This is a genomic window from Streptomyces vinaceus (assembly GCF_008704935.1).
In the GTDB taxonomy this organism is placed as follows: domain Bacteria; phylum Actinomycetota; class Actinomycetes; order Streptomycetales; family Streptomycetaceae; genus Streptomyces; species Streptomyces vinaceus.
The window spans coordinates 2,523,958-2,549,771 of the sequence record NZ_CP023692.1; the positions used below are offsets into that span (position 1 = coordinate 2,523,958).

27 protein-coding genes are annotated in these 25,814 nt (G+C 73.9%); 11 read left to right on the forward strand and 16 right to left on the reverse strand.

Going from position 1 to position 25,814, the window contains the following annotated elements; all coding sequences use genetic code 11:
- Nucleotides 1-24: 24 nt before the first annotated feature.
- The gene (locus CP980_RS10995; protein WP_132756746.1) at nt 25-348 is read right to left on the reverse strand and encodes a plasmid stabilization protein; all 324 of its coding nucleotides are present in this window, start codon (nt 346-348) and stop codon (nt 25-27) included.
- 132 nt (nt 349-480) lie between these two features.
- Between CP980_RS10995 and CP980_RS11000 the strand changes: the two genes are divergently transcribed.
- Entirely contained in the window at nt 481-882 is a 402-nt protein-coding gene (locus CP980_RS11000) for a DUF6479 family protein (protein WP_229906927.1), read from the forward strand.
- A gap of 66 nt (nt 883-948) precedes the next feature.
- Here CP980_RS11000 and CP980_RS11005 read toward each other — a convergent pair whose 3' ends face one another.
- Together CP980_RS11005 and ligD are read right to left on the reverse strand one after the other, a co-directional pair.
- The gene (locus CP980_RS11005) at nt 949-1,845 is read right to left on the reverse strand and encodes an ATP-dependent DNA ligase (protein WP_150530198.1); all 897 of its coding nucleotides are present in this window, start codon (nt 1,843-1,845) and stop codon (nt 949-951) included.
- Nucleotides 1,845-2,750, reverse strand: coding sequence for a non-homologous end-joining DNA ligase (ligD, locus tag CP980_RS11010; protein WP_132756744.1), 906 nt, complete (start codon nt 2,748-2,750; stop codon nt 1,845-1,847). The genes CP980_RS11005 and ligD overlap by 1 nt, the downstream gene beginning before the upstream one ends.
- 31 nt (nt 2,751-2,781) lie before the next feature.
- On the opposite strand from ligD, the gene ku reads away from it, so the two are divergent.
- A complete protein-coding gene (ku, locus tag CP980_RS11015) occupies nt 2,782-3,852 on the forward strand; it encodes a non-homologous end joining protein Ku (protein WP_150528081.1) in 1,071 nt (356 codons plus the stop codon).
- Between the two features lie 27 nt (nt 3,853-3,879).
- On the opposite strand, the gene CP980_RS11020 is transcribed toward ku, so the two are convergent.
- Nucleotides 3,880-4,410, reverse strand: coding sequence for a PaaI family thioesterase (locus tag CP980_RS11020; protein WP_132756740.1), 531 nt, complete (start codon nt 4,408-4,410; stop codon nt 3,880-3,882).
- 108 nt (nt 4,411-4,518) lie between these two features.
- On the opposite strand from CP980_RS11020, the gene CP980_RS11025 reads away from it, so the two are divergent.
- Nucleotides 4,519-5,478, forward strand: coding sequence for a GlxA family transcriptional regulator (locus CP980_RS11025; protein WP_132756738.1), 960 nt, complete (start codon nt 4,519-4,521; stop codon nt 5,476-5,478).
- A gap of 13 nt (nt 5,479-5,491) precedes the next feature.
- Here the strand turns inward: CP980_RS11025 and CP980_RS11030 are convergent, their stop codons facing one another.
- Nucleotides 5,492-6,349 carry a nuclease-related domain-containing protein gene (locus CP980_RS11030; RefSeq protein ID WP_150528082.1) on the reverse strand — a complete coding sequence of 286 codons (858 nt, stop codon included), beginning with the start codon at nt 6,347-6,349 and terminating at the stop codon, nt 5,492-5,494.
- A 182-nt stretch (nt 6,350-6,531) separates the two neighbouring features.
- Between CP980_RS11030 and CP980_RS11035 the strand changes: the two genes are divergently transcribed.
- From CP980_RS11035 to CP980_RS11045, 3 genes are all read left to right on the forward strand, one after another.
- A complete protein-coding gene (locus CP980_RS11035) occupies nt 6,532-7,134 on the forward strand; it encodes a hypothetical protein (RefSeq protein ID WP_132756734.1) in 603 nt (200 codons plus the stop codon).
- 73 nt (nt 7,135-7,207) lie between these two features.
- On the forward strand, nt 7,208-7,933 hold the full coding sequence (locus CP980_RS11040; protein WP_150528083.1) for a hypothetical protein: 726 nt from the start codon (nt 7,208-7,210) through the stop codon (nt 7,931-7,933).
- Nucleotides 7,930-9,213: a sensor histidine kinase gene (locus CP980_RS11045; RefSeq protein ID WP_150528084.1), complete on the forward strand. Its 1,284-nt coding sequence runs from the start codon at nt 7,930-7,932 to the stop codon at nt 9,211-9,213. The genes CP980_RS11040 and CP980_RS11045 overlap by 4 nt, the downstream gene beginning before the upstream one ends.
- Here CP980_RS11045 and CP980_RS11050 read toward each other — a convergent pair whose 3' ends face one another.
- From CP980_RS11050 to CP980_RS11060, 3 genes are read right to left on the reverse strand one after another with little or no spacing between them, the layout of a single operon-like run.
- A complete protein-coding gene (locus CP980_RS11050; RefSeq protein WP_150528085.1) occupies nt 9,214-9,537 on the reverse strand; it encodes a hypothetical protein in 324 nt (107 codons plus the stop codon). It lies immediately after the preceding gene.
- A 10-nt stretch (nt 9,538-9,547) separates the two neighbouring features.
- Nucleotides 9,548-10,264 carry a TetR/AcrR family transcriptional regulator gene (locus CP980_RS11055; protein ID WP_030153674.1) on the reverse strand — a complete coding sequence of 239 codons (717 nt, stop codon included), beginning with the start codon at nt 10,262-10,264 and terminating at the stop codon, nt 9,548-9,550.
- Nucleotides 10,265-10,293: 29 nt separating this feature from the next.
- Nucleotides 10,294-11,223, reverse strand: coding sequence for an AurF N-oxygenase family protein (locus tag CP980_RS11060; RefSeq protein WP_244328232.1), 930 nt, complete (start codon nt 11,221-11,223; stop codon nt 10,294-10,296).
- Between the two features lie 169 nt (nt 11,224-11,392).
- Between CP980_RS11060 and CP980_RS11065 the strand changes: the two genes are divergently transcribed.
- Nucleotides 11,393-12,523: a ferritin-like domain-containing protein gene (locus CP980_RS11065; protein WP_150528086.1), complete on the forward strand. Its 1,131-nt coding sequence runs from the start codon at nt 11,393-11,395 to the stop codon at nt 12,521-12,523.
- 24 nt (nt 12,524-12,547) lie between these two features.
- Here CP980_RS11065 and CP980_RS11070 read toward each other — a convergent pair whose 3' ends face one another.
- Together CP980_RS11070 and CP980_RS11075 are read right to left on the reverse strand one after the other, a co-directional pair.
- Nucleotides 12,548-14,017, reverse strand: a complete 1,470-nt coding sequence (locus CP980_RS11070; protein WP_150528087.1) for a penicillin-binding transpeptidase domain-containing protein — start codon at nt 14,015-14,017, stop codon at nt 12,548-12,550.
- A complete protein-coding gene (locus CP980_RS11075) occupies nt 14,014-15,387 on the reverse strand; it encodes an FtsW/RodA/SpoVE family cell cycle protein (protein WP_132756721.1) in 1,374 nt (457 codons plus the stop codon). The genes CP980_RS11070 and CP980_RS11075 overlap by 4 nt, the downstream gene beginning before the upstream one ends.
- Nucleotides 15,388-15,482: 95 nt before the next feature.
- Between CP980_RS11075 and CP980_RS11080 the strand changes: the two genes are divergently transcribed.
- From CP980_RS11080 to CP980_RS11090, 3 genes are all read left to right on the forward strand, one after another.
- A complete protein-coding gene (locus tag CP980_RS11080) occupies nt 15,483-15,872 on the forward strand; it encodes a DUF6325 family protein (RefSeq protein WP_132756720.1) in 390 nt (129 codons plus the stop codon).
- Nucleotides 15,872-16,228: a hypothetical protein gene (locus tag CP980_RS11085; RefSeq protein WP_150528088.1), complete on the forward strand. Its 357-nt coding sequence runs from the start codon at nt 15,872-15,874 to the stop codon at nt 16,226-16,228. Before CP980_RS11080 ends, CP980_RS11085 begins: the two co-directional genes overlap by 1 nt.
- Before the next feature lie 821 nt (nt 16,229-17,049).
- Nucleotides 17,050-18,126: a C40 family peptidase gene (locus CP980_RS11090; protein ID WP_229906928.1), complete on the forward strand. Its 1,077-nt coding sequence runs from the start codon at nt 17,050-17,052 to the stop codon at nt 18,124-18,126.
- Here the strand turns inward: CP980_RS11090 and CP980_RS11095 are convergent.
- The 5 genes from CP980_RS11095 to CP980_RS11115 form a co-directional block, all read right to left on the reverse strand.
- Nucleotides 18,087-19,337 carry a styrene monooxygenase/indole monooxygenase family protein gene (locus tag CP980_RS11095; protein ID WP_150528089.1) on the reverse strand — a complete coding sequence of 417 codons (1,251 nt, stop codon included), beginning with the start codon at nt 19,335-19,337 and terminating at the stop codon, nt 18,087-18,089. The genes CP980_RS11090 and CP980_RS11095 overlap by 40 nt on opposite strands.
- A 47-nt stretch (nt 19,338-19,384) precedes the next feature.
- Nucleotides 19,385-20,035 carry a GTP-binding protein gene (locus tag CP980_RS11100; protein ID WP_373312833.1) on the reverse strand — a complete coding sequence of 217 codons (651 nt, stop codon included), beginning with the start codon at nt 20,033-20,035 and terminating at the stop codon, nt 19,385-19,387.
- Complete coding sequence (locus CP980_RS11105; protein ID WP_132757242.1) at nt 20,016-20,390, reverse strand: DUF742 domain-containing protein; 375 nt, start codon at nt 20,388-20,390, stop codon at nt 20,016-20,018. Before CP980_RS11105 ends, CP980_RS11100 begins: the two co-directional genes overlap by 20 nt.
- Nucleotides 20,391-20,482: 92 nt before the next feature.
- Complete coding sequence (locus tag CP980_RS11110) at nt 20,483-20,986, reverse strand: roadblock/LC7 domain-containing protein (RefSeq protein WP_099889502.1); 504 nt, start codon at nt 20,984-20,986, stop codon at nt 20,483-20,485.
- Nucleotides 20,983-24,033, reverse strand: a complete 3,051-nt coding sequence (locus tag CP980_RS11115; protein ID WP_167535820.1) for a nitrate- and nitrite sensing domain-containing protein — start codon at nt 24,031-24,033, stop codon at nt 20,983-20,985. Before CP980_RS11115 ends, CP980_RS11110 begins: the two co-directional genes overlap by 4 nt.
- Before the next feature lie 471 nt (nt 24,034-24,504).
- Here CP980_RS11115 and CP980_RS11120 point away from each other — a divergent pair, with 471 nt between their 5' ends.
- Nucleotides 24,505-25,278: a protein phosphatase 2C domain-containing protein gene (locus CP980_RS11120; protein WP_132756710.1), complete on the forward strand. Its 774-nt coding sequence runs from the start codon at nt 24,505-24,507 to the stop codon at nt 25,276-25,278.
- Between the two features lie 3 nt (nt 25,279-25,281).
- On the opposite strand, the gene CP980_RS11125 is transcribed toward CP980_RS11120, so the two are convergent.
- On the reverse strand, nt 25,282-25,734 hold the full coding sequence (locus CP980_RS11125; RefSeq protein ID WP_054225493.1) for a MarR family winged helix-turn-helix transcriptional regulator: 453 nt from the start codon (nt 25,732-25,734) through the stop codon (nt 25,282-25,284).
- Nucleotides 25,735-25,814 lie beyond the last annotated feature (80 nt).

Consider the following 25,814-nt stretch of genomic DNA (forward strand, 5'->3'; position numbering starts at 1 on the left):
GGGCGGTGCCCGTCCGGGGCCGGCTCAGCTGCCGAGGGCGCGCTTGAGCTGCGTCTTGTTCATCTCGGAGCGGCCGTGGATGTTGCGGCGCCTGGCCTCCGCGTAGAGCTGTTCGTACGTCGGCCCCTGCGCGCCCGAGTGGGAGTGCAGGCCGCCGCGCCGTCCGGAGGACATGTCCTCCAGGGACAGTTTGCTCGCGGTCTCGGACTCGCCGGCCCGGGCCCGTTCCTTGTTGACGGTCCGGGCGGCGATCTCCTTGGCCCGCTCCTCGGACTCGCCGCGCTGCTCGGCGCTCTCCTTGATGTGCTCGTACTGGCGTTCTCGTTTGGGTGAAGATCCGCGGGGCATTTTCAGGCTCCTTCCGGGGCGGGTCGCCGCTGCGCCTGCCCCCGATCCGGTGCGGTAGTCGCCCGGTCCTCTGATCAGAGGATCTCCCCGCGTTCAGGGTGAAACAGGCACCAATGCGGGAAAATAGTGCGTATGGACATGACCTTGAGTCTGGACCAGACCCTGAGCAACATCGCGTGGTTCCTGGTCGTCGGGATCATCGTGGTCGGCTTCCTGCTGGGCGCCTTCAAGCTCGGCCAGCGGGTCCGGGCCAAGGAGCCCCCGCCGCCGACCGCCGAGAGCCAGCCCCATCTGCCCGAGGGCGGCGCGGTCCACGAGCTCCGCGAGGAGCGCGAGAGCGTGGAGATCCCCGAAGGCGGTCTGCGCCCGCACGAGATGCAGGGCTACGGGAACTTCGGCTCCACCACGAGCAGCCACCAGGAGGAGGCCCGGGCCGAGCGGGAGGCCGGGTACCGGAACCCGCCGAGCTACCCCGGCCCGCAGCAGCCCCCGCACGGCGAGCCGCCGGTCTACAAGCCCAGCGGGAACGCCTGACCCGCCCGCCGGCCCGCGCCCCGCACCCGTGACCCGTGACCCGCGCCGCGGCGCGGGTCACGGGTGTCAGAGCTCCGTCCGCAGCCGGATCACCTCCGGCGGCGGGTGCCGGGCCGTCGAGGGGTGGCGGACCTCGGCCGTCAGCGGCGGATCGAGCGGCCGGTAGGGGACCTCGCCGAGCCCGATCGCGGTGACCGTGGCCCCGGCCGGGGTGCGGGAGGGCGCGTCCCGCTCCGCCACGGCCGCCACCACCTGCGCCCGCAGCGCCGCCGTCAGCGGGCTCGACACCAGGGGGGTCTCGTCCCCGACCGGCAGGACGAGGACCAGCGCGAGCGGGCGGCGCGGGGTGCCGGTGTACCCGACCACCGCCGCGTCCCGCACCTGCGTGTGCCGCAGCTTCTGCCAGCCGCGCCGGCCCGCCGGGTACGTCTGGTCCAGCCGCTTGACGACCAGGCCCTCGATACCGCTGGCGGGCAGGGTCTCGTACCAGGTGGCGGCCAGTTCCGGGTCGGTCGTCATCGGGACCGGCTGCAACGGCGGGCCCAGCGGGAGCAGCAGGTCGACGAGGAGCGCCCGGCGCCGCTCGTACGTGCGCCCGCGCAGGTCCAGCCCGGCCAGTTCGAGCACGTCGAAGGCGGCGTACGAGGCCGGCAGGCTCTGCGCCAGCACGGCGGCCCGGGCCGCCGTGGGCGCCGCCGCCCGGCGCTGGACGAGGGCGAAGTCCGTACGGCCCGCGTGCCAGATCACCACCTCGCCGTCGAGGACCGTCTCGGCGGGCAGCCTCCGGGCCGCGGCCGCCAGATCGGGGAAGGCCGCGGTCACGATGCGGCCGGAGCGCGCCTGGAGCACCACGTCCTCGGCGGTGCGCACGATGACCAGGCGGTGGCCGTCGAACTTCGGCTCGTACGCCAGGCCGTCCCCGCGCGGCAGGGTGCGTACGGTGGCGGCGAGCGCGACGCGGATCACGGTCGACCCCCGGGGGGTGCGGGCAGCCGGTGGGCGCGGTCGGGGTCGGTCAGCGGGGCGAAGAGGTCCCCGTCGCGCTCCAGCCGCGGCGGGATGTCGTCGGCGAGGAACACCAGGTCTTCGGGGGTGCGGCAGGCCGCGACCTCCTCCCAGGAGACGGGGGCCGAGACGGTGGGCCGGGCCCGCGCGCGCAGTGTGTAGGGGGCGGCGGTGGTCTTGGCTGCCGCGTTCTGGCTGTGGTCGACGAAGACCTTGCCGGGGCGCAGGGCCTTGGCCATGCGGTGCAGGGCGAGGTCGCCGAGTGCGCGCTCGGCCTCCTGTGCGAGGCCCTTGGCGTACGCCGACACCCGCTCGGACGGGGTCGGCTCCAGCGCCACGGCCAGGTGCATGCCCTTGGAACCGGAGGTCTTCGGGTACGCCTCCAGGCCGTCGGCGGCCAGGCGCTCGCGCAGCCACAGCGCGACGGCGCAGCACTCGACGGCGGTGGCGGGGGCGCCGGGGTCGAGGTCGATGATCAGCCGGTCGGCGACGGCCGGGCCGCCGGCCGGCCACTGGGGGGTGTGGAACTCGACGACGAGGTTGGCGGCCCACATGAGGGAGGCCAGGTCGGTGATGACCACCTGTTCGGCGGAGAGGTCCTCGGAGCGGGGCACGGGAGTGGTCTTCACCCAGTCGGGGGTGCCGGGCGGCGGGTTCTTCGTGAAGAAGAGCTGTCCGTCCGGGCCGTCGGGATAGCGCAGGAACGACACCGGCCGGTTGTGGATGTGGGCCAGCAGCGAAGGGGCGACGGTGGCGTAGTAGTGCAGCACCTCGCCCTTGGTGAATCCGGTCTCGGGGTACAGGACCTTGTCGAGGTTGGAGAGCGGGATGCGACGCCCCTCCACCATGGTGATCGGCGTCATACGATGAGATTGCCATGAATCGGGAGGAACCGTGCGATCCATCTGGAACGGGGCGATTTCCTTCGGCTTGGTCAGCATTCCGATCAAGCTGGTGAACGCCACCGAGAGCCACTCGATCTCCTTTCGCCAGATCCACCTGAGCGACGGCGGACGGATCCGCTACCGCAAGGTGTGCGAGCTGGACGGCGAGGAGGTGGCGACCGCCGAGATCGGCAAGGGGTACGAGGAGGCGGACGGGTCGATCATCCCGATCACGGACGAGGACCTGGCGCAGCTGCCGATCGCCACGGCGAAGACGATCGAGATCGTGTCGTTCGTCCCGGCGGACGAGATCGATCCGCTGCAGATGGACGCCGCCTACTACCTCGCGGCGAACGGGCCGACTGCCGCGAAGCCGTACACCCTGCTGCGGGAGGCGCTCAAGCGCAGCCGGAAGGTCGCGATCGCCAAGTACGCGCTGCGGGGGCGGGAGCGGCTCGGCATGCTGCGGGTGGTCGACGACGTGATCGCGATGCACGGGCTGCTGTGGCCGGACGAGATCCGGGTGCCGGAGGGCGTGGCTCCGGAGGGGAAGGTGTCGGTGCGGGAGGCCGAGCTGGACCTGGCGGACGCGCTGATGGCGACGTTGGGCGAGGTGGAGATGGACTCGCTGACGGACGAGTACCGGGAGGCCGTGGAGGCGATGATCTCGGCGAAGTCCGAGGGCGCGTTCGAGCCCGCGGCGGAGGCCGAGGTGGAACCGGCCGGCGGGAAGGTCATCGACCTGATGGCGGCGCTGGAGAAGAGCGTGAACGCGGCGAAGGCCTCGCGCGGGGAGGCGACGGCGACGGCGGAGAAGGCGGGGGTCACCCCGATCCGCCGCAAGGCGGCGGCGGCCGCGCCGAAGGCGGTGGGCGGGAAGAAGTCCACTGCCGCGACGAAGAAGACGGCCGGCGGTACGAAGAAGACCGCCTCGGCCAAGTCCACGGCGACCAAGTCGGCCTCGGCCAAGTCGACGGCCACCAAGTCGACCGCCACCAAGTCCACGTCGAAGGCGGCCTCGCCGAAGAAGGCGGCGGCCACGGCGAAGAAGGCGGCTCCGCGCAAGCGCGCCTCGGCCTGAACGCACACGCACCCGGACGCCCGCCGGTCAGGGGCGCAGGACCACGCAGGTGGTCGTGCCGTGCGCGTACAGCTTGCCGTCCTCGGCGCCGACCACCCGCGCCTCGGCCGTGGCGGTGGTGCGCCCCACGTGCAGGGCCCTCCCCTCGCACCGCAGCGTGGGCGTCTGCGCCAGCACCGGGCGGATCATGTGCACCCCCAACTGCACGGTCGTGTACGTGGTGCCCGCCGGGAGGCGGGTCATCACGGCCGAGCCGAGCGCGGAGTCGAGGAGCGTGGCGAGGAACCCGCCGTGCACCGTGCCCATCGGGTTGAGGAGGTGGTCGCCCGGATCCCCCTCGAAGACGACGAGGCCCTCCTCGGCCTCCGTCAGCCGGAAGCCCAGGGTGCTCATCATCGAGGCCCCGGGCAGCACGCCCTTCAGGCATGCCTGGAGGACTTCGAGCCCGCTCATGCCCAGGATCTCCGGGGTGGGTTCGGGGCGCGAATGCCACGTGTGGGTGCGGGAGCGGTCGGCGTCGGCGGAAGCGGCGTACGGGATGGTCCGGGGCGTCGTCATGATCCGAGCCTAGGCGGGGCCCGGCCCGCCGCGGGAGTGACGGATCCGGCGCCTTGCGCACCGATTCCGACACCCCCGCTCATCCGTCCCCGCCGCTAGGGTGGGCTGGTGAAAACCGCCGTCCTGGTCCTCGACGGGGTGTTCGACTCCGGAGTCTCGGCCGTCCTCGACGTCCTGCACACGGCCAACGCCCTGCGCGGACGGCTGCCGGGAGCCCCGCCGCCCGCCTTCGACATCCGTACCGTCGGCCTCAGGCGCACGGTCCGCACGGGCCTGGGCCACCGGATCGACACCGAGCCCGCGCGCACCGCCGAGGACGCCGACCTCCTCGTCGTGCCCGCCCTCATGGAGCGCCGCCCCGAGGCGCTGGTGGAGACGGTGGCCTCCGCCGGGCACCGCACCGCGCGCCGGCTGCTCGCCGAGGCCCGGGAACGGCGCACCCCCCTCGCCACGTCCTGCACCGGGACGTTCCTGCTGGCCGAGTCCGGGGTGCTCGACGGCCACCGGGCCACCACCAGCTGGTGGCTCGCCCCGGTCTTCCGGGACCGCTACCGCAAGGTCACCGTGGACGAGACGCGGATGGTCACCACCTCGGACGGGATCACCACCGCCGGGGCCGCGTTCAGCCACCTCGACCTCGCGCTGGCGATCGTGGGGACGCGCAGCCCCGCCCTCGCCGACCTGGTGCGGCACTACCTCGTCGTCGACGACCGGGCCTCGCAGGCCGCGTACGCCATTCCCAGCGCCCTGGCCCGCCACGATCCGCTGGTGGCCGCCTTCGAGCAGTGGGTCCGGGCCCGCATCGCGCAGCCGCTGTCCATCGCCGACGCGGCCCGCGAGCTCGGGGTCAGCGAGCGCACCCTGCAGCGCACGGTCTCCCGCACGCTCGGCCGCACGCCGATCCGGCTGGTGCAGGACCTGCGGGTGGAGCAGGCCGAGCACCTGCTGCGCACCACCGGCCTGCCGCTGGCGGCGGTCGCCCGCCGGGTCGGGTACGAGAGCCCGGGCGCCCTGCGGGCCCTGCTCCGCCGCCGCCTGGGCAAGGAACCCCGCGCGCTGCGCCCCTGAACGGCCCCGGGGCCTATCGGCCGTTCCTGGGCCTGCGGGCCGTGAAGGACCGCGACCGGGGCCGGTGCGGGAGCGGCGGGAGCCAGGTGCGGGTGTCCCGCGCCTGGGTGAACAGGGCCTCCGTGTCCGGGGGTTTGAGGGTGGTCGGGGCCGAGGCGAGGTGCGCCGCGGCGGTCGCCGGTTCCAGGATGCGGATGTCGCGGACCGTCGGGGCCACGTCCACGCGGGAGGCGTCGACCAGGGCCAAGGCCGGCTGGACCGGGGCCGCGAGCGCCCGGGTGGCCGCCGCGGCCGCCCGGCGTATCCAGCGCGGGTCCGGGCGGGGCTCGGCGCGGCCCACCGTCATCAGCAGGTCCCCGACGGCCGCGCGCTGCCGGCGGCCCGGGAGGGTACGGACGCAGAAGATCCCCGCCGGGCCCATGAGGAGGTGGTCGATGGGGCCGAGGCCCGGCAGCGGGACGCCGTGCAGGACCCGCCAGCCCTCCGGTTCCAGGGAGTCCAGGAGCTCGCCCATGCGCTGCTGGGCCGTCAGGTCCTGGCGGAGCCGGTGCCGGGTCCGGGTGCCCGCCGAGCCGTGTTCCAGTTCGCCCAGCAGGAGTTCGCCGGGGCGGTTCGGGGCCAGGTCCTCGTCCGGTGCGAGGGCGAGTCTGCGCAGGTCGGCCGGGGTGGGCACCGGCGGCGGACCGACCGTGAACGGGCCGGCGATGTACGGGCGCAACGCCGCCACGACCGCTTCGCGGTGCTGGTCGGCGAGCACGCTGATCCGGTTGGTCTGCCGGTCGTACCAGGCCACCGCCTGACCGTCGGGCAGGTTGACGTAGAGCCGGCCGCGGCCGGGGCGGCCGCTCGGCAGCACCCTGAGTCCCCGCATGGACCTCACCCCCCGCCGTACATGGGAGCAGCCCGGGCGGCTCCCGGCAATCCCCCGGCGGAGTTCTCGGTCGTGTAACAGCTTCTACGGAACTCCGCCGGGTGCCTGTTACATGCTCATCGCGGTACTGACACAGCGGACTCCTAGGTTGGTCGCACCTGGACCGGACCGAAGGATTTCCCGTGAGCACCGTCAGCCGCCGCACTCTCGTACGAGCCGCCGCAGTGACCGTCTGCGCCGGAACCCTCCTCGCCCTGCCCGCCGCGGCCGCGCTCGCCGAGGGGGTGCCCGCCGCGTCGGCGGCGCACTCCGCGGGTGCGCCCCGGACCCTGGTCAAGAGCCTCGCCCTCGCGGACGGCGTGTCCCGGGCGAACGTCTACCGGGTCGCGCGGGGCGGCTTCCAGGCCGACATCCTGGCCGCCGACGGCACCAAGGCCGCCACCCTGACCAGCCACGACGGCATCGCCGGCGTCGGCGGCGCCGGCCCGCTCCACGCGGCGCTGCGGCCCGACGGCCGGCTCTCCTCCTGGGTCGGCGAGACGGGCGGGGCGGACGGCCGCACCGCCACGCCGGTCTCCGACGGGTACAAGACCGGGGTCCGCGACGGCCGGGTCGTCCAGGCCTCGGCCGGGCACGCCCGTACGCCCGTCGGCGGGGCCCTGGACACGCTGGCCGACGGGCCGGGCGACGGCGTCCTGCTGCTCGCCGCGGGCGGCGGCATCGCGGCCGTGGGCGCGGCCGGGCTCGGTTTCGCCATGCTGCGCCGCGGCCGTACCGAGGGCTGACCGACCCGGGCCCGTCGGCGGCCCCGAAGCCTTCATAAACGGTCATATCTCCACATAAGGCTAAGATTCGCCGATGAAACGCGCCGCCCTGCTCGCCCTGCCCCTGCTCCCGCTGCTGCCCCTGCTCGCGGGCTGCGGCGACGCGGGCGGCCTGGTGGCCGCCGGTCCGACCGCGACCGCGAGCGGTCCCGTACACCTGTGGCCCTCGCACCGCGGGGCTTCCGTACCGCCCGCCGAGCCCGGGGGTGCGCCGCCGGAGTACGTGCAGGGGCTGGCGCCGGTGACCGACCAGAACGTGCACGGGGTGGATCCGGTGGCCCTCGTCCAGGCCGAGCTGGCCGCCCATCCGAACACCGACGTCGGCCCGGACGGGATGCCCCCGGAGACCGTCGCCGCGATCAAGGCCTGCGGGCGGGCGGGGCAGCCGCGCGAGAAGTGCCCGGTGCTGGCCCCCTACTACCGGGACCTGACGGGCAACGGCCGCGACGAGCTCGTCGTCGGCATCGAGATGCCCGACCGGATGATGTCCGTACGGGCCTACACGGCGGACCCGGACGGACGTCTCAACCGGATCATGGCGACGACGCAGACCGTCGTCGCTGTGGACCTGGCCGGGCAGGACGTGGTCCTGCGGGTGCCGAGCGGGAATCCCGGCTACGAGCTGATCACCGCGTGGTCCTGGGACGAGAAGCAGCGGACCATGCTGCCGGCGCGCGAGCAGATCGTACGGCTGCCGGGCACGGCGCAGAGCCCCGCCCCGTCCCCGCCGCTGAAGCCGTCCGTCGAGGGGGTCCGGTGAAGCGGGTACGGGGGCGGCTGCCCGCGTGGACGGCCACGCTGACGTGGAAGTCCGGGCTGTTCATCGTCGTGATGTGCTGCTCGCTCGCCGCCGTGCTCGGCGCGCTGGTGCACGTGCAGGTGACCCGGCAGACGGTCTCCGCGGCCCGGGACAAGGCGCTGGAGAAGCTGCACGACGTCTCCCGTGAGTACGAGGCCGGGGAGGCACTCCCGCCCGACGCGGGGATCGACCCGGCGGGGCTGCCCCCGCGGCTGCGGGCGCTGGCGGTGTCGGGGCAGCGCGCCACGATGGTCGCCGAGTACGAGGGCCGGCCGACGATGTGGGCGGCGGCCCCGGCGGACGGCAAGGCCCTGGCCACGGCCGTGGACTACGCGCAGAGCGCGCGGACGATCACCGGCCTGGACAACGCGATCATCGGCTCCTCCGTGCTGGCCATCTGCGGAACGCTGCTGGTGGGCGCCTTCGCGGTGACCCGGGTGACCCGGCGCCTGCACCAGACGGCGACCGTGGCCCGGCGGATCAGCCAGGGCGATCTGGACGCGCGGGTGGACGACCCGCGCACCAAGGACCCCTCCCGGCACCAGGACGAGGTGGCGACCGTGGCCGGCGCGCTCGACACGATGGCCGGGACCCTCCAGGCGAAGCTGCTGAGCGAGCAGCGGTTCACGGCGGACGTCGCCCACGAGCTGCGCACCCCGCTGACGGGGCTGCAGGCCGCGTCGGAGCTGCTGCCCGAGGGGCGGGCCACGCAGCTCGTGCAGGAGCGGGTACGGACCATGCGCGGGCTGACCGAGGACCTGCTGGAGATCTCACGGCTGGACTCGGGGCGCGAGGTGGTGGAGACGGATCTGCACCAGCTGGCGCGTCTGGCGCGACGGGTGGTCCGGGCGTCGGGGACCCCGACGGAGCTGGTGGTCGTCCGGGACGCGCACGTGGAGACGGACCGGCGCCGGCTGGAGCGGGTGCTGGGGAACCTGGTGGCCAACGCGCACAAGCACGGGCGGGCGCCGGTGGTGCTGACGGTGGACGGCCCGGTGGTCACCGTACGGGACCACGGCGACGGGTTCCCGGAGTACCTGATGGCGCACGGCCCGCAGCGGTTCCGGACCGGGGGCGTGGGCTCGGGCAAGGGGCACGGGCTGGGGCTGACCATCGCGATGGGGCAGGCCGAGGTCATCGGCGCGCGGCTGGAGTTCCGGGGCGCGGAGGGTGGCGGGGCGCTGGCCGTGCTGACGCTGCCGGAGCCCCCGCCCGCTCCTGCGCCCTGCCCTTCGGCCTGATCAGGCGGTGGGCGGGGCCGGCTTCTGCTCCGCCTCGGGCTCCGGTCGGGGCTCCGTCCGCGGCTTCGTCTTCGTCCAGGGCCAGCGGAGCGCGGGCTTGCGGCCGGAGGGGGTGTACGTGTACTTCCAGCCCTTCTGGAGGTGCAGCCGCTTCGAGTGGCCCGCCGGGACCCGCTCGTACAGCAGGACCGTCGGGGGGCCGCCGTCGGCCGCCGGGACCGGGATCTCGTACCACTTCGGCGGGTGGCCGGTCGGGCCGAGGAGGACCGGCAGGACCCGCCCGTCCATCGGGCCGCCCTCGAAGGGCGTGCGTTCGCTTCTCACCCCACCAGTGTCACAGCAGGTGGGCGGCCTCGGAGACCACCGGGATCACGCGGCGGGCCAGGACCCCGACCGGGCCGTCCGCCGATTCCAGGGCCAGTGCGGCGCGCGCCGCGGCGGCCGTCTCCGGATCGGTGGCCGCGGTCGCCGTCAGGAGGGCTATGAACTGGTCGACGAGCCAGTCGCGCAGGGCCGAGACCTCCGGCTGCTTGCCCTCGTCGATCCAGATGAGGGAGGCCGCCTCGACGGCGGTGATCCAGGTGCGGACCATCATCCGCAGCCGTGGCCCGGGGGCCGGGACGGCCAGGTGGTAGAGGATCTGCTGGGCGGCGGCCCGGCGGATGCCGTCCACCGTGGCCGTCGTACGGGAGGTCTCGACGACGCTGCCGCCCTGGAGGAGGGCCGAGAAGCCCGCGTCGTGCTCGTCCACGAAGGCCAGGTAGCGGTCCAGGGCCCGGGAGAGGCGCTGGGTGAGCGGCCCCGCCTGGGGTTCGGCGAAGCACTGCTCCAGCAGCTCCGCCGCCGAGCGCAGGGCGGCCTCGTACAGCTGCTGCTTGCCGCCCGGGAAGTAGCGGTAGACCAGGGGCCGCGAGACACCCGCCGCCTCGGCGACGTCGTCGAGCGAGACCTCCTCCGGGGCCCGGTGCGCGAACAGCGACAGGGCGGCGTCGAGGAGCTGGGCCCGCCGCTCCTCGACGCTCAGCCTGCGGTACGCGCGTACGGTCGTCATGCCCGCAGGGTAGCCCCGAAACAGCCGGTTCAGGCGAGGAGTCCCGAGCTCTTCCAGAGCTTGCGGCCGACCCCGCGCAGGACGCCGATGTCGTCGAGGAAGTCCGTGAGCCGCTTGGCGCCGGTCTGCATGACCTCGCGCCGGTGGCCGCTCGCCTGGACCTGGGCGAGGGCCTCGCGCCGGTCGAGCCCGACGTTCTCGTAGACCTTCGGGTTGACGAAGGCCAGCGAGAAGACGCGGGCGGCCTGCCCGCAGCTGACGCGGGTCAGTTCCTGCTCCCAGCGGGGGGCGGTCAGCATCTGGCGGCGCAGTTCCTCGCGGGCGTAGCGGACGTGCCGGGCCTCCTCGATGACGTGGATGCGGGTGACTCCGCGCACGAGGGGCTGGATGCGCTCGTCGGGGAAGGTGAGGCGCTGCATCCAGTCGAGGATCTCCTCGCCGAGGAGGGTGCAGGCGAAGGAACCGGGGGTGGTGGAGATGGTCTTGAGGATGCGCGCGAGGTTGTGGTTGGTGCGCGAGACCGGGTAGGCGGGGGCGCCGGCCTTCTGGATCATGCGGGCGAACATCATGGAGTGGCGGCACTCGTCGGCTATCTCGGTGAGCGCGTAGCGGACGTGGTTGCTGGTCAGGGACTTGTCGTAGATGTGCCGGACCATCAGCTGCATCAGGATGATCTCGAACCAGATGCCGAGCGAGCCGAGCGCCGCCGCCTCGTGGCGGGAGAGGTCGATGCGCTGCTCCTCGCCCATCTTCTTCCACAGGGGGGTGTCGTAGAGGGAGAGCAGCTCGGGCGGCCAGTAGTACGCGCCGTCGACGGGCGGGGCGTCCCAGTCGAGTTCCTTGTCCGGGTCGAAGGAGTGCTTGGCCGAGGATTCGAGCAGTCGTGCGGCGATCTCTTCGCGGTCCTTGAGGAGGCCGAGCGCGTCCTGCAGCACGCCTCGATCGGTCACGGTCGTCATGGCTTCGGATACCTCGCTCATCGGGTTACCGGCGGTCAGTAGTTATGAGACTGCTTGTCAGCAAGACCGTCAATCCCCTGCGCACGACTTGTTGACCCCGCGTCTACCAACGTGTGACGCTGCCAACCATCCAGTCCTGTAGGGAAGTACACGAGCCGAGGGGGCGTCAGTGTCGACGCACGAGCTCTACACCAAGGACCCGGGCGCGGACGTCTGGCAGGTCCCGGCCACCGGCGCGGCCCGCTTCAGCTGGGAGGCCATGTACGTCGGCCAGGAGGACGGCGCGGGCCGCGAGCGGCTCCTCGCCCTGTACCAGAAGGGCAAGGACAAGCAGTGGGACGGCGCCAAGCGCATCGACTGGGAGCTGGAGGTGGACCCGCACGACCCGCTCGGCACCCCGGACGAGGCACTGACCCTCTACGGCACCCGGCACTGGTCCAAGCTCACCGAGAAGGACAAGGGCGAACTGCGCCGGCACTACTCCGCCTGGAACTTCAGCCAGTTCCTCCACGGTGAGCAGGGCGCGATGGTCTGCGCGGCGCGCATCGTGGAATCGGTGCCCGACCTGGACGCGAAGTTCTACTCCGCCACCCAGACGATGGACGAGGCCCGGCACGCCGAGATCTTCGGCCGCTTCCTGCACGAGAAGGTCGGGATGCTCTACCCGATCAACGACAACCTCCAGGCGCTGCTCGGCGACACCCTGCGCGACTCCCGCTGGGACATGCCCTACCTCGGCATGCAGGTGCTCATCGAGGGACTGGCGCTGGCCGCCTTCGGGATGATCCGCGATACGACCGACAAACCGCTCCCCCAGCAGATCCTCGCGTACGTGATGCAGGACGAGGCCCGGCACGTGGCCTTCGGACGGATGGCGCTGCGGGACTACTACAAGCAGCTGACGGACGCCGAGCTGCGCGAGCGCGAGGAGTTCGTGATCGAGGGCTGCCACCTGATGCGGGACCGGCTGCGCGGGGTGGAGGTGCTGGAGAATTTCGGCATCTCCCGCAAGGAGGCCGAGGAGTTCAGCGAGCAGTCGGAGTTCCTGCACCTGTTCCGCAAGCTGCTGTTCAGCCGGATCGTGCCGTGCGTCAAGGACATCGGACTGTGGGGCGAGCGGCTGCAGAAGGCGTACCTGGACATGGGCGTCTTCGAGATGGGCAACTCCAACCTGGACCTGCTGATGGCCCAGGACGAGGAGATCGCCGAGGCACTGGACCGCGAACGCTTCGCCGCGGAGGAGGCGGACCGGGTGGCGGAGGTGGCGGAGGCGATCGCGCAGGGCGCCGACCCCGAGTAGGAGGGGCTGCGGAGGCCGGCCCCGTCAGCGTTTCGCCGGTGCGGACAGCACGGCCTCCATCACCGCCCGGGCGATCGGGGCCGCCGCGCCGTTGCCGCTGATGTCCCCGCGGCGCGCCTCGGCGTCCTCCACGACCACCGCCACCGCGACCCCCGGCAGCGGCGCGTCCTCGGCCTTGGCCCAGCCGATGAACCACGCGTACGGGGTCCCGGCGTTCCCGACCCCGTGCTGCGCGGTACCGGTCTTGCCGCCCACCACCGCGCCCGGGATCGCGGCGCCCGGTCCGGTCCCGCTCTCCACCACCTGCACCATCATCTCCTGCAGCCGCAGCGCCGTCGCCGGACTCATCGCCCGGCCCAGAGCGCGCTGCTGCCCGCGCCGGACCGGGTCCCCGTCGTCCTGGGTGGTCCGTTCGACCAGGTAGGGGTACTTGAGCTCGCCGCCGTTGGCCACCGCCGCCGCCACCATCGCCATCTGGAGCGGGGTGGCCCTCGTGTTGAACTGGCCGATCGAGGAGAGGGCCAGCTGGTCCGGGCTCATGTCGGTGTCGAAGTTCGACCGGGACACCCAGGCTGGCACCCTCAGCCCCTCCTCGTTGAACCCGAACCGGCGCGCCGCGTCCACCATCGCGCGCAGCCCGACCCGCACACCGATCTTCGCCATCACCGTGTTGCAGGACCACTGCACCGCCTCCGCCATCGAGGCGTCCTGGCAGCCGGTGCCCGCGTTCGGCAGCAGGGTGCTGGTGCCGGGCAGCGGGTAGGGGTCGGGGGTCTGCGTGGGCGCGTCCACATCGCTGACCACGCCCGTGTCCAGGGCAGCGGCCGCCGTCACGATCTTGAAGGTGGAGCCGGGCGGGTACGTCTCGCGCAGCGCCCGGTTCAGCATCGGCCGGGCGGGGTCCGCGTTCAGCCGGGCCCAGGCCGCCTTGACGGGCCCACCGGTGCCCGAGAGCGCCGCCGGATCGTACGAGGGGCTGCTGACCAGGGCGAGGATCCGCCCGGTGGCGGGCTCCAGGGCGACCGCGGCGCCGCGCCGGCCCGCGAGCCCTGCGTACGCGGCCCGTTGCGCGCCGGCCCGCACGGTCGTCTCCACGTTCCCGCCGGACGGGCGGCCGCGGGCGAGGTCGTACCAGAGCGGGAAGGCCGAGAGCCCCGGATCGGTGCCGGCGAGGAGGGCGTCCTCGGCGCGCTCCAGCAGGCTGGTCCCGTACGTCTGCGAGGAGAACCCGGTGACCGGCGCGTAGAGCGGGCCGTTCGCGTACGTCCGCTCGTAGCGCAGCAGTTGCCCGCTGTCCCGGGATCCGGTGACGGGCCGGCCGTCGACCAGGATGTCCCCGCGGGGCTCGGCGTAGCGCTCGATGGCGGGCCGCTTGTTGGCCGGGTTCGCCCCGTACGCGGCGGCCTCCCAGACCTGCACCCGGGCCACGTTGACGAGCAGGGCCGCGAGCAGCAGGGCGCAGAAGTACGCGCACCAGCGGATGTAGCGGATCACGCGGCGGCCTCCGCTCCGGCCGGGCGGGGCCGGCGGGCGCTGTCGCCGAGCCGGACGAGCAGCGCGACGATGACCCAGTTGGTGACGACGGAGGAGCCGCCCTGGGCGAGGAAGGGCATGGCCATGCCGGTGAGCGGGATCAGCCCCGTGACTCCCCCGGCGATGACGAACACCTGGAGCGCGACGATCGAGGCGAGTCCGGTGGCCAGGAGGCGCCCGAAGGGGTCGCGCAGCGCGAGCCCGGCGCGGAAGCCGCGGTGGACCAGCAGTCCGTAGAGCAGCAGGATCGCGGTGATGCCGACGAGGCCGAGCTCCTCCCCGGCGGTGGCGAGGATGAAGTCCGACTTGGCGGCGAAGCCGATGAGGAAGGACTGGCCGTGGCCGAGTCCGGAGCCGAGGAGTCCGCCAGCGGCGAAGGCGAAGAGGGACTGGGCGAGCTGGCCGGGCCCCTCGCCCCTCTCGATGGAGGCGAAAGGATTCAGCCAGTCCTCGACGCGGCTGTGCACGTGCGGCTCGAAGGTCCCGACGGCGTACGCGCCGACGGCGGCGAGCAGCAGCCCGATCGCGATCCACCCGATCCGGCCGGTGGCGGTGAACAGCATGATCACGAACAGCCCGAAGAACAGCAGCGAGGTCCCCAGATCCCTCTCCAGGACCAGCAGGCCGACGCTGAGCAGCCAGATCGCGAGGATCGGCCCGAGCACCCGGCCGGGCAGCAGCCGCAGCTTCCAGAACAGCCGTCGCCCGGTGAGCGCGAGGGCGGTGCGGTTGGCGGCGAGATACGAGGCGAAGAAGACGGCCAGCAGGATCTTGGCGAACTCGCCGGGCTGGAAGGAGAGTCCGGCGAACCGGATCCAGATGTGGGCGCCGTTGACGGCCGGGAAGAAGACGGGGACGAGCATCAGCGCGAGGGCCGCGGCGACGGAGAGGTACGCGTACCTCTGGAGCACGCGGTGGTCGCGCAGCGCGACCACGACGAGGACGAAGAGGGCCACGCCGAGGGCGGACCAGCGCAGTTGGCCGCCGGCGGTGAGCTGGGCGGGGGTGGTCGCGTCGAGGCGCTGGATGAGCACGAGGCCGAGTCCGTTGAGCAGGACGGCGATGGGCAGGACGAGCGGATCGGCGTACGGGGCCCGGAGGCGGACGGCGAGGTGCGCGAGCAGGGCGGCGCCCGCGAGCCCGGCGGCATAGGGGCCGACGGGCTCGGGGGTGCGGCCGGTGGTCGCGAGGCCGACGTAGAGGTGGCCGAGGACGCAGATGAGGACGGCGCCGGCGAGGAGCATCAGCTCGACGCCTCTGCGCGTGGGCGCGGAGCCGTCGGGGGGCGGGGGCGGCGCGGGCTCCGCCACCTCTGCCGTCAGAGCGGTCATATCGGAAACGTAGCAAGCGGACGGATGGTATGTCCGCTTATGTCATAGAGTGCCGAGGAGTAGTCAGAATCGGTCACGAGTGGGAGCGGCGAGACATGGGACCAGTGGAATTCATCGTCCTGGCGTTCCCGGAGGAGCAGCTGCGGGTGCCGGCGGTCGAGGCCGTGATGGGGCTGCGCAAGGCGGGGGTGGTACGGCTGATCGACGGGCTCGTGGTCACAAAGACGGCGGGGGGCGAGGTGCTGGCCGCGGAGTTCGACGCGTTCATGGAGCTGCAGGGGCTGCTGCGGCACCGGGAGGCGGCGCAGCTGATCGGGGACGAGGACGTCGAGGAGTCGGCGCAGCTGCTGGAACGGGGCAGCTGCGCGCTGCTGCTGCTGGTGGAGCACGTGTGGGCCGAGGACGCGGCGATCGCCGTACGGGCGGCGGGCGGCCGGATCGCGGGCTCGGTCCGGATCCCGCCGGAGCGGACGGAGGCGGCCTGATGTTCATCCGCCCGATCGGCGTGCGGGTGGAGCCGGCCCGCCGTCCCACCGGCCGCCCCCTGCTCCGAGGCCTCCTGACCCGGGCGGCGGGGGCCGCGTCGCCGTCCGGGTCCGGTGCGGCCGCGCGGGCGACGGGTGGACCGGAGTCCGATGCGGGGCGGCCGGGGGCGGCTTCCCCCGGGGCGGCTTCCCTGGGGGCGGCTTCCTCGGGGGCGGCTTCCCCCGGGGCGGCTTCCCCGGGGGCGCCGCAGCAGGGGCTGGCCTCGGAACTGGCGCAGCTCGCGAACCTGGCCCGGGAAGGCCTGCTCACTCCGCAGGAGTTCAAGGAGGCGAAGACCCGGCTGCTGCACTCCTGACCGCTCCCGCGCGCCGAACGGGGGCGATGCCTGGGCCGGGGGCCGGGTCGGCCGGGGCCGGGGGCCGGGGTCGGGGGCGGGGTGGGGTGCCGGCCGGGGCTAAAACGTGATTTGTGGCGCGAACCGCCAGCCCTTGTCCGACCCGGAAAGGGCGCCATAAATCATGCCCGCCCCGGACGGCACCCCACCCCGCCCCCGACCCCGGCCGGCGCGAAGCCGCCCCGGCAGGGCCCCGGACCGGCCCCTACCGGTTCGCAGGGCACCGGCGTACGCATCGGAAGTGGCCGCGTGGGGGAACGGCCGGCTCCGGAGCGAGCTCGGGGCGGGCTGGGCCGGACGGGTGGGTGTGGGGAACTGGCCGTTCCGGGTGGGGGATTTGTCATACCGGGCGTGGCAGCATCGGCCGCCTGGAGGTGATCACATTGTCACGCCGCGTGCTCCGTACCGTCTGTATCGCCGCCCTGTTCGTGTCGGCCGGGCCGCTCCCCGTCACTCACGCCGGATCCCTGCCCGGCTTCCTCTCGGAGCCGGCCGCTGCCACGAACCCCCGGACCCGCGCCACGGCAGAATCCCCCGCCCCCCGACACGCCGCCACGAGTGACACCGCCCTGAAGGAGCTCCGTTCGGCGGGCGTGGACCCCGGCGGTTCGGCGAGTTCCGGGGATGCGGGGGGAAGTCGCCCCGTGGGTGGATCCGGCGTGTCCATGCCCGGCCCCGCCGGTACCGGGCAGGAGCCCGCCTCGGGGAGTGCCGGCGAGGCGGCGGCCGGGGTGGGGAGTGGGGGTGCGGGGGGCAGCGGGGGTGCGGGGGGCAGCGGGGCCGTGGCTCAGGGCGGTGGGGCCGAGGCGCTCCAGGGGCTCGGGGTGGGGGAGTTGCTCGCCCGTTTGCAGGGGCTCTACCGGGAGGCCGAAGCCGCCGCCGAGGGGTACAAGGCCACCGAAGAGGCGCTCAAGGCCGGGCAGGAGGAGGAGGGCCGGCTCAGCGCCGAGCTCGCGAAGGCCCGTACCGCCCTCGGCGCCGAGAAGGCCGCCGCCGGCCGGGTGGCCCGGGCCCAGTACCAGGGTGTCGGCGGCTTCTCCCCGTACGCCCGCATGCTGCTCACCGGCGACCCCCGGGGCGCCCAGGACCAGCGGCGGCTCGCCGCCCGTGAGGGCGCCCGCCGGGCCGGGGTGCTGGCCCGCCTCACCCGTACCGAGCGCCGCGCCGACCTCCTCGCCACCGCCGCCCGCAAGTCCCTCGACGCCCGGCAGACGCTGACCGCACAGCGCATGCGGAACAAACAGCAGGTCGACCTCAAGCTCAAGCAGGTCGAGCGGGTCCTCGCCTCGCTCACCCCCGACCAGCTCACCCGGCTCGGCACCCGCGAGGCCGCGAACACCGCTGCCGCCCAGCGCGAGCTGCTGGAATCCGGCCGGCTCGCCGCCACCCCCCGTACGCCCACGGCCGCCGGCGGGGCCGCGCTGACCTACGCCACCGAGCAGATCGGCAAACCGTACGTCTGGGGCGCCGAGGGTCCGGGGGCCTTCGACTGCTCCGGGCTCACCTCGCAGGCATGGGCGCACGCCGGCCGCTCGATCCCCCGGACCAGCCAGGAGCAGTGGGCGCAGCTTCCCAAGGTGCCCCTGGACGAGCTGCGCCCCGGCGATCTGGTGGTCTACTTCCCCACCGCCACCCACGTGGCCCTGTACGTCGGCGACGGCAAGGTGATCCAGGCCCCCCGCCCCGGCGCGAAGGTCAAGGTGTCCCCCATCGCCGCGAACCCGCTGCTCGGCGCCGTACGGCCCGATCCCGGCGCGGCTCCGCTCGCCGAGTTCACCGCCCCGTCGCTTCCCGACGGCGAGGCCGGCGACGACACCGGCTACTCGGCCACCGAAGCGCCCGCGACCTCCGCCAGGTAGTCCTCCACGTCCTGCGCGTCGTAGAAGTACCCGTCGAAGTCGGCCGGCTGGTCGTAGCCGTTGGCGAATCGATCCGCCACCGCCTGGAACCGCCCGGCCGCGCCGATCAGCTTCCGCACGTGTTCCGGCAGGCCGCCCAGCATCGCGTTCGTCCACTGGGTCACCGGCTTGCCCGTCGTGAACCAGAACCTGTCGAACGTCGCCTTCATCCACGCCTCGTCGAACGGCTTGTCCCCGTGCATGAGGATCGACGACAGGTACGAGGCCGCGCACTTCGCGGCCGCGTTCGAGCCCTGGCTGGTGATCGGGTCGTTCGCGACGACCACGTCCGCGACGCCGAGCACGAGCCCGCCGCCCGGGAGCCGCCCGATCGGGTTGCGGACGACCGGCGGGTACCGGCCGGCCAGCACGGCGCCCGCGTCCGTGAGCTCCGCCTGCGCCGCCCGCGCGTACTCCCAGGGCGTGAAGGTCCTCATCAGCTCCAGCGTCAGCGCGAGGTGCTCCCCCGGCTCCCGCACGCCCTTGAAGGCGTCCAGCGGACCGCCCGGAACGCCCTCCCAGAACAGGACGTCCGCCCGCCCCGACGTCGTCAGCGTCGGCATGACGAACAGCTCGCCCACGCCCCGCACCAGGTTGCAGCGCACCGCCTCCGTCCCCGGGTGCTCCGGGCGCGGCTCCAGCCCGTGCACGTACGAGACGGCCAGCGTGCGCTGCGGCGCCTCGTACGGGGAGCGGGCCGCGTCCCGCCCGAACAGCGACACCAGCTCTCCCTTGCCCGCCGCGACCAGCACCAGGTCGTAGGTACGGGAGAAGAAGTCCAGGTCGGCGACGGACGCGCCGTGGACCACCAGCTGTCCGCCGCGCTGTACGAAGACGTCCAGCCAGCCCGCCATCTTCACCCGCTGGTCGACGGACTGCGCGTACGCCTTGAGGCGGCCGAGCCAGTCGATCGGGCGCGAACCGTCCCCGGCCGCCACCGAGAAGCCCAGGCCCTCGATCCGCGGCGCCTGGCGCTCCCAGAAGTTCAGGGCGAGGTCGCGCTCGTGGCGCAGCGCCGAGTCGAACATGACCTGCGTGGACATGACCCGCCCGGTGCGGATCTCGTCCGCGGTCCGGTTGGACATGAGGGTGATCTCGTACCCCTTGGCCTGGAGGCCGAGGGCGAGCTGGAGGCCCGACTGGCCGGCCCCCACGACGAGTATCTTGCGCATCTCACGTTCTCGATTCGGGTGTCCGGTGGGGCAGTTCTGCGGCGGTTCTAGGCTTCGGGCGTCTCGTCCAGCGCGTGGCCCACCAGGGTGAGCAGGGACTCGACGACCGTGTCCCGGCGCCGCGCGTCCATGATCAGGACCGGTACGTGGGGGCCGATGGTCAGCGCCTCGCGCACGTCCTCGGGTTCGTACGCGTGCGAGCCCTCGAAGTGGTTCACGGCGACGGCGTACGGGAGCCCGCAGCTCTCGAAGTAGTCGAGCGCCGGGAAGCAGTCGCGCAGCCTGCGCGTGTCGGCCAGGACGATGCCGCCGATCGCGCCGCGCACCAGGTCGTCCCACATGAACCAGAACCGCTCCTGGCCCGGGGTCCCGTACACGTACAGCACGAGGTCGTCGTCGAGGGTGATGCGGCCGAAGTCCATGGCGACGGTCGTGGTGCTCTTGTCCGGCGTGCCGGACAGGTCGTCCACCGGGACGCTGGCCTGCGTCATCACCGCCTCGGTGCGCAGCGGGGTGATCTCGGAGACGGAGGACACGAAGGTGGTCTTGCCGACGCCGAAGCCGCCCGCGACCAGCACCTTGACGGCGACGGGAGCGCGGGAGCGGTCGTACTGCCAGGGCTGGACGGGCTCGTCCGCCAGGGCCTCGGCGTAGGAGGGCGGCGCGCCGGCGGGCGGGTCAGAGACGGCGAAGACCACTGAGCACCCTTTCCAGCAGCGCGCGTTCGGGGCGGCCGGGGCCGTGCCCGGTCCCGTAGACGCGTATCCGCCCCTGGTCGGCGAGGTCGCTGACCAGGACGCGGACCACCCCGAGGGGCAGTTTCAGCAACGCGGATATCTCGGCGATGGTGCGCATGCGGCGGCAGACCTCGACGATGGCGGGCATCTCGGGCATGCGGTCCTCGGGCTCGGGCCGCCGGGGCTCCGACGCCCGGGTGTCGCAGGCGGCGACGAACGTCTCCACGTGCAGGATCTGCGCGAAGCGGGTGCGTCCGCCCGTGAGGGAGTACGGGCGGACGCGGGCGGGCCGGCGGTCGGCCCCGCGTATCGGCAGCCGGTCGGACGCGGACGCCTCACCCGAAGCGGACGCGGACGCCGCCGGGGGCGACGCCGGCTCCGACTCCGCCGACGCCGGGGCCGTACTCCTCACGGGGTCTTCTCCATCGACTGGCGCAGCTCGCTGCGGACTTCGGGGGTCAGGACGTGGCCGGCCCGGCCCACGAACAGGGCCATGTGGTACGCCACCACGCTCATGTCGCAGTCGGGGGTGGCGTGCACGCCGAGCAGCGAGCCGTCGCTGATGGCCATGACGAAGACGGAGCCGTGCTCCATCGCCACCATCGTCTGCTTGACCGCCCCGCCCTCCATCAGCTCGGCGGCGCCCGTGGTGAGGCTGCCGAGCCCGGAGACGATGGTGGCCAGGTCGGCGGAGGCACCGCGCGGGCCCTTGGTGCGCGCGGGGCCCTCGCCGGAGGGGGCGGCGGCCGCGGAGGCGGCCGCTCCGCCGGGGTCCGAGGACAGCAGCAGGAGCCCGTCCGAGGACACGACGGCGACGGAGTTGACGCCGGGCACCTCCTCGACCAGGTCGGTCAGCAGCCACTGCAGGTTGCGGGCCTGGGTGCTCAGTCCGTACGTACTGGGCGCGGTCATGTGCGTGCCTCCTGTGCGGTGTCCCCCTGGTCGGTGTCCTGTGCGAGTTCGGCGGCCACGACGCGCCGTCCGTCCCGCGTCCCCTGGTAGAAGCCGCCGAGCCGGCGGCGCAGCTCTTCCGCGTCGACGCGGCGCGGCGGCCGGGGCGGTGCCGCCTCGGGGCGCGGCGCGGCCACCGTGCGCGGGGTCCGCTTGGGCAGCCCCTTGTCGGTGACGGCCGCCGTCTCCGGTCCGGCGTCGGGGTGGCTGCCCTGGCGGGGGACCCAGTCGGCCCCGTCGGGCGCGTGCCGGTGGGGCTCCGCCGGGCCGTCGGGGGCGACGGCGGGGGCGGACCGCCCGGGCAGCGGCAGGCCTGCTTCCGGTACGTCGACCCGCGGGCCGGCATCGGGCAGCGGCTCGGGGGACGCCGGGTCGGGGCCGGGCTCCGCGAAGGCGTCCGGTCCCGTGTCGGGGACGACGCGCGCGAGGAGTTCCTCGCCGGGGCCGGGCTCGCCCGGCGCCGCTCCGGCGCTGCCGGCCGCGGTGAACACCTGGTCGGCGGGCGGCAGCTCCGGCTCGTCCGCCGGGGCGGCGTCCGGCACGACCCGGGCCAGGAGCTCCTCGGCGGGCTCGCCGAAGCCGTGCCCGGCGGTGAACACCTGGTCGGCGGGTGGCAGCGGGCCGTCCGCGCCCGGGCCGTACGCCTGCGCGTCCGGCTCCAGCCCGCCGGCCAGGTCGGGGCCGAGCACCGGCTCGGGGGCCGGGGTCGCGTGCGGGACGGGCGTCTCGTCGGCGGTGTCCGGCGCCGCCGGGTCCCATTCCATGCTCCGCAGGAGCTCCGCGTCCGCCTCCGGGCCCGGGTCCCGGAAGGGCTCGGCGGCCGGGGCGGGCTCGGCGGGCTGGGCCGGCTCGGCGGGCTCCGCGGCCGGTGCGGGCTGCGCCGAGGCCTCGGCCTCCCGCTCCACCGCCGGGGGCTGCGGCAGTCTGCGGCCGGGGATCGTGTTCTCGTTCGCCTCCGCGATCACACCCGGCAGCCGCAGCTCCGGCACGCCCTGTGCCGGCTTCGCGTAGGTGTGCACCGGCGAGCTCGGCGGCGTCGTCGGCAGCAGCGTGGCCGGGACGACCACGAGGGCCTCGGTGCCCGCGTGGGTGCCGGGGCGCAGTTCGGCCGTGACCCCGTGCCGGGCCGCGAGGCGGCCCGCCACGTACAGGCCGAGGCCGAGGCCGTGTTCGGACTCCGGCTCCTCGTCGTAGGCCTCCGGCGTGGCCAGGCGGGCGTTCAGCGCCTCCAGCCGGTCTCCGGTGACCCCGATGCCCTCGTCCACGACGGACAGCACCACGTCGCCCGAGTCGAGCAGCCATCCGGAGACCCGCACCTTGGCCTCGGGCGGCGAGAACGCCGTCGCGTTCTCCAGCAGTTCGGCGAGCACGTGCGAGATGTCGTCCGCCGCGTGCCCCGCGACCTGCGTGAACGGCGGCAGCGCCGCCAGGTCGACGCGCTCGTAGCGCTCTATCTCGCTGACCGCGGCCCGCATCACGTCGACCAGCGGGACGGGCGCGGACCCGGCGCCGTGACCGTGCTCCTGGCCGGCCAGGACCAGCAGGTTCTCGTTGTGGCGGCGCATGACCGTCGCCAGGTGGTCCAGCTTGAACAGGGTCGCCAGCCGGTCCGGGTCCTGCTCCTTGGACTCCAGCTCCTCGATGACCTGGAGCTGGCGCTCCACCAGCCCCAGCGTGCGCAGCGAGAGCGAGACCGAGGTCGTCGACATGATGCGGCGGTGCTCCTCCAGCCCCGCCCGCAGCTCCGTCAGCTCCTGCTCCAGCGTCTCGCGGGTGGAGGCCAGTTCCCGCTCCAGTGCCTCGCGGGCGGCGGAGAGCGCCTCGTTGCGGCCGATGAGGCGGCGCCCGTCGGCGTCGAGGCCCGCGATGCGGGTGTGCAGGGAGACGGTCTGGTCGCGGACGGCGTTGAGGTGGCGTACGACCTCGGCGAACTCGTCGTTGCGGCCGGTGAAGCGGACGGGCTCGACCGAGCCCTCCGGGGTCGCGAGCCGGGCCGCGCCGCGGCGCAGTACGGACAGCGGCCGGGTCAGCGAGCGCGCGACGCCGGTCGCGAAGCCGACGGCGACCAGGAACAGCAGGCCGAGGGCGGCGACCAGCATCTCCAGCCGGGTCACGTCGTCGTCGCGCAGGGTGGCGAGCGCGGTGGCCCGCTGCCCGGCGAGCGTGGCCTCGACGGAGCGCATGCGGTCGATGCGGGCGGTGAGCGGGGGGGCGACGGCCGCGCCGTCGAGGCGGCGGTCGGCCGTGGACAGCGTGGGCCGCTCGGTGAGCCGCTTGAGGTAGTCGTCGGCCGTCTTGACGTCGGGACCGGTGACGGTGGCGGCGAGGGTCTGGCGCACGTCGGGGCGCGCGACCCGGTTGAAGTCGTCGAGCGCGGCCTGCTCGCGTACGCGGGCCCGCTGGGCGGCGGTGGTCAGTTCGTCCACGGCGGCCGTGTTGGAGGACTGCTCGCCGCGGGGGACGGCCAGCGCGGCGAGCAGCAGTCCACGGGTGGCCGAGGCCTGTTCCACGGCCTGGCCGAGGGGGGCCAGCGGGCGGGTGGTGGCGAGGGCGGCGACGGCGCGCGGCGGGGTCCGCTCGGCGAGCAGGTCGCCGGGCGCGAGGAGTTCCGCGATGACGCCCGCGTACGCCTGGTGGGCGGCGAGGGCGGTGCCCTTGCCGTCGACGGCTTCGGCGCGGACGGCCTGGACGCGGCCGAGGGCGCGGGCGAGCGCCTCGTCGGCCTCGTTCTGGACCTCGGCGAGCTGGCGGTCGGTGAGGGCGGTGCGCTCCTGGACGGGGCCCTTCGCCTGGGCGCCCGGGCGCCCCTTGGCCACGTATTCGACGACGGCGTCGCGCTCGTCGCCGAGGAGGTGCGCGAGGGTGAGGGTGTGCTGGGTCTGCTCGGCGAGCGTGACCAGCTGCTGGGAGTCGTTCAGTTCCCGTGTCGCGGAGACCACGGCCGGGGCACCGGCCGCGAGGACGGTGAGGCCGGCGACGGCGACGCCGATGACGAGCCTGCTGCGCACGCGGACGGGGCGTCCTGCGGGGGCGGGTCCGTCGGTGGCGGTGCCGTTCTTCCGAGACCGCTTCTTCTGCACCGGTGCTCGCAATCCTGTACGTGTGCTCGTGCTCGTCTACTCGTGTGGCCGAGGTAACGGCCGGTCAACAAGTAAACGCCCCCTGCCCCCTCGTACCGCCTCAGACCTTTGCAGTGTGTTGGGGAGAGAGCCCGACATCGCCCACCCGGCCACTCGAACGAGTGAACATCACGGATGAGTTGGCGACCAACTCGGCGGTGCGCCTTCAGGGCGCCGTCATGGACGGGTGGTTGAAAGATCGGTGAGGGCTTTGGCACTATGCCCGCCCACATCCCCGGCGGGGCGGCTCCAGGCCCTGTCGGCCGGGGCGGCAGGGCGCGGGGGACGGACCCCAGATTGGTACGGACTTTTCATATCGGCGCCCCCGCCCCGGCGGGGCGGGGCGGGCAGAATGTCCGTATGCGCATCGACCTCGCCTCGGCCCCCGGCCACCCGGAACGCCCCAACGAGGACTGGCTATCGGCGGCGATACCCGCCGCGGGCGGCGGCGTCCTGGTCGCCCTGGACGGGGTCACCCCGCCGAGCGGTGAGGTGGGCTGTTCGCACGGCGTGCCCTGGTTCGCGGCCCGGCTCGGCGGCCGGCTGACCGAACTGTCCGGATCGCGGCGGGACATGCCGCTGGGCCGGATCCTGGCCGAGTCCATCCGCGACACCGCGGACGCGCACCGCGAAACCTGTGACCTTTCTCACGTACGGACCCCGCAGGCGACCGTGGTGATGGCGCGGTGGGACGAGGCCTACGTGGAGCACCTCGTGCTCTCGGATTCCGTACTGCTCCTCGAAGCGCCCGGCGGTGAGGTGACGCCGGTGCTCGACGACCGGCTGGACCGGATCCCGCGCGAACTGCTGCGGACGGCCGCCTCGGCGGACGCGCTGCGCAACGCGGAGGGCGGTTTCTTCACGGCGGCGGCGGACCCGGGGGTCGCGGCGCGGGCGGTGACGGGCCGGACCCCGCGCGAACGGGTCCGGGCGCTGGCGGCGCTCACCGACGGGGCGAGCCGGTGGACGGACACGTTCGGGGAGGGCGACTGGGCGCAGTGCCTGGCGGTGCTCCGCAAGGAGGGCGCGCAGTCCCTGATTTCCCGGGTCCGCACCCTGGAGTCGGACCCGGCCCGCGCGCACGGGCGCGGCAAACGCCACGACGACGCGTCGGCGGCCTACGCGGAGCTGTAGCGACTACTCCTCGCCCTGGTTCAACTGGTTCAGGAGCCGGGCGAGTTCGGCCACTTCGCCCCGGTCCCAGTCGGCGAGCTTGCGCATGTACTGCTCGCGCCGGGCCCCCCGTACGCGCAGGAACCGCTCCCGGCCCTCGTCCGTGAGGCCGACCAGGAAGGCCCGGCCGTCGGCGGGGTCCGGTTCGCGCGCCACCAGCCCCAGCAGCTCCAGGGCCCGCAGCTGGCGGCTCATGGTGGCCTTGCCGACGCCGAAGTAGGCGGCGAGCTCGGTGGCCCGCTGCCGGCCCGCCGCCTCCAGCCGCACGAGCAGCCCGTACGCCGCGGGCTCCAGCTCGGGGTGGAGCGCGCGGGCCATCTCCCCGGACGAGGCCCTGGCGCGCCGGAGGAAGACGGACAGCTCCCGCTCCAGGGCGAGGAACTCCTGGTCTTCGCTTCCGTGCACGTCCGCTCCCATCGGTGGTGTCCTGAGGCACCAGTATTTCGCAGCCCCCCGGCGGTGGCGGCGAGACCCCGCCGCACCGGTCCTCCGGGGAA

Coding starts and splice junctions, on each gene's coding strand:
- CP980_RS10995 (WP_132756746.1), bottom strand. CDS start 348: ATGCCCCGCGGATCTTCACCCAAACGAGAACGCCAGTACGAGCACATC.
- CP980_RS11000 (WP_229906927.1), top strand. CDS start 481: ATGGACATGACCTTGAGTCTGGACCAGACCCTGAGCAACATCGCGTGG.
- ligD (WP_132756744.1), bottom strand. CDS start 2,750: ATGACGCCGATCACCATGGTGGAGGGGCGTCGCATCCCGCTCTCCAAC.
- CP980_RS11020 (WP_132756740.1), bottom strand. CDS start 4,410: ATGACGACGCCCCGGACCATCCCGTACGCCGCTTCCGCCGACGCCGAC.
- CP980_RS11030 (WP_150528082.1), bottom strand. CDS start 6,349: ATGCGGGGACTCAGGGTGCTGCCGAGCGGCCGCCCCGGCCGCGGCCGG.
- CP980_RS11040 (WP_150528083.1), top strand. CDS start 7,208: ATGAAACGCGCCGCCCTGCTCGCCCTGCCCCTGCTCCCGCTGCTGCCC.
- CP980_RS11055 (WP_030153674.1), bottom strand. CDS start 10,264: ATGACGACCGTACGCGCGTACCGCAGGCTGAGCGTCGAGGAGCGGCGG.
- CP980_RS11060 (WP_244328232.1), bottom strand. CDS start 11,223: ATGACGACCGTGACCGATCGAGGCGTGCTGCAGGACGCGCTCGGCCTC.
- CP980_RS11075 (WP_132756721.1), bottom strand. CDS start 15,387: ATGACCGCTCTGACGGCAGAGGTGGCGGAGCCCGCGCCGCCCCCGCCC.
- CP980_RS11080 (WP_132756720.1), top strand. CDS start 15,483: ATGGGACCAGTGGAATTCATCGTCCTGGCGTTCCCGGAGGAGCAGCTG.
- CP980_RS11085 (WP_150528088.1), top strand. CDS start 15,872: ATGTTCATCCGCCCGATCGGCGTGCGGGTGGAGCCGGCCCGCCGTCCC.
- CP980_RS11095 (WP_150528089.1), bottom strand. CDS start 19,337: ATGCGCAAGATACTCGTCGTGGGGGCCGGCCAGTCGGGCCTCCAGCTC.
- CP980_RS11110 (WP_099889502.1), bottom strand. CDS start 20,986: ATGACCGCGCCCAGTACGTACGGACTGAGCACCCAGGCCCGCAACCTG.
- CP980_RS11120 (WP_132756710.1), top strand. CDS start 24,505: ATGCGCATCGACCTCGCCTCGGCCCCCGGCCACCCGGAACGCCCCAAC.
- CP980_RS11125 (WP_054225493.1), bottom strand. CDS start 25,734: ATGGGAGCGGACGTGCACGGAAGCGAAGACCAGGAGTTCCTCGCCCTG.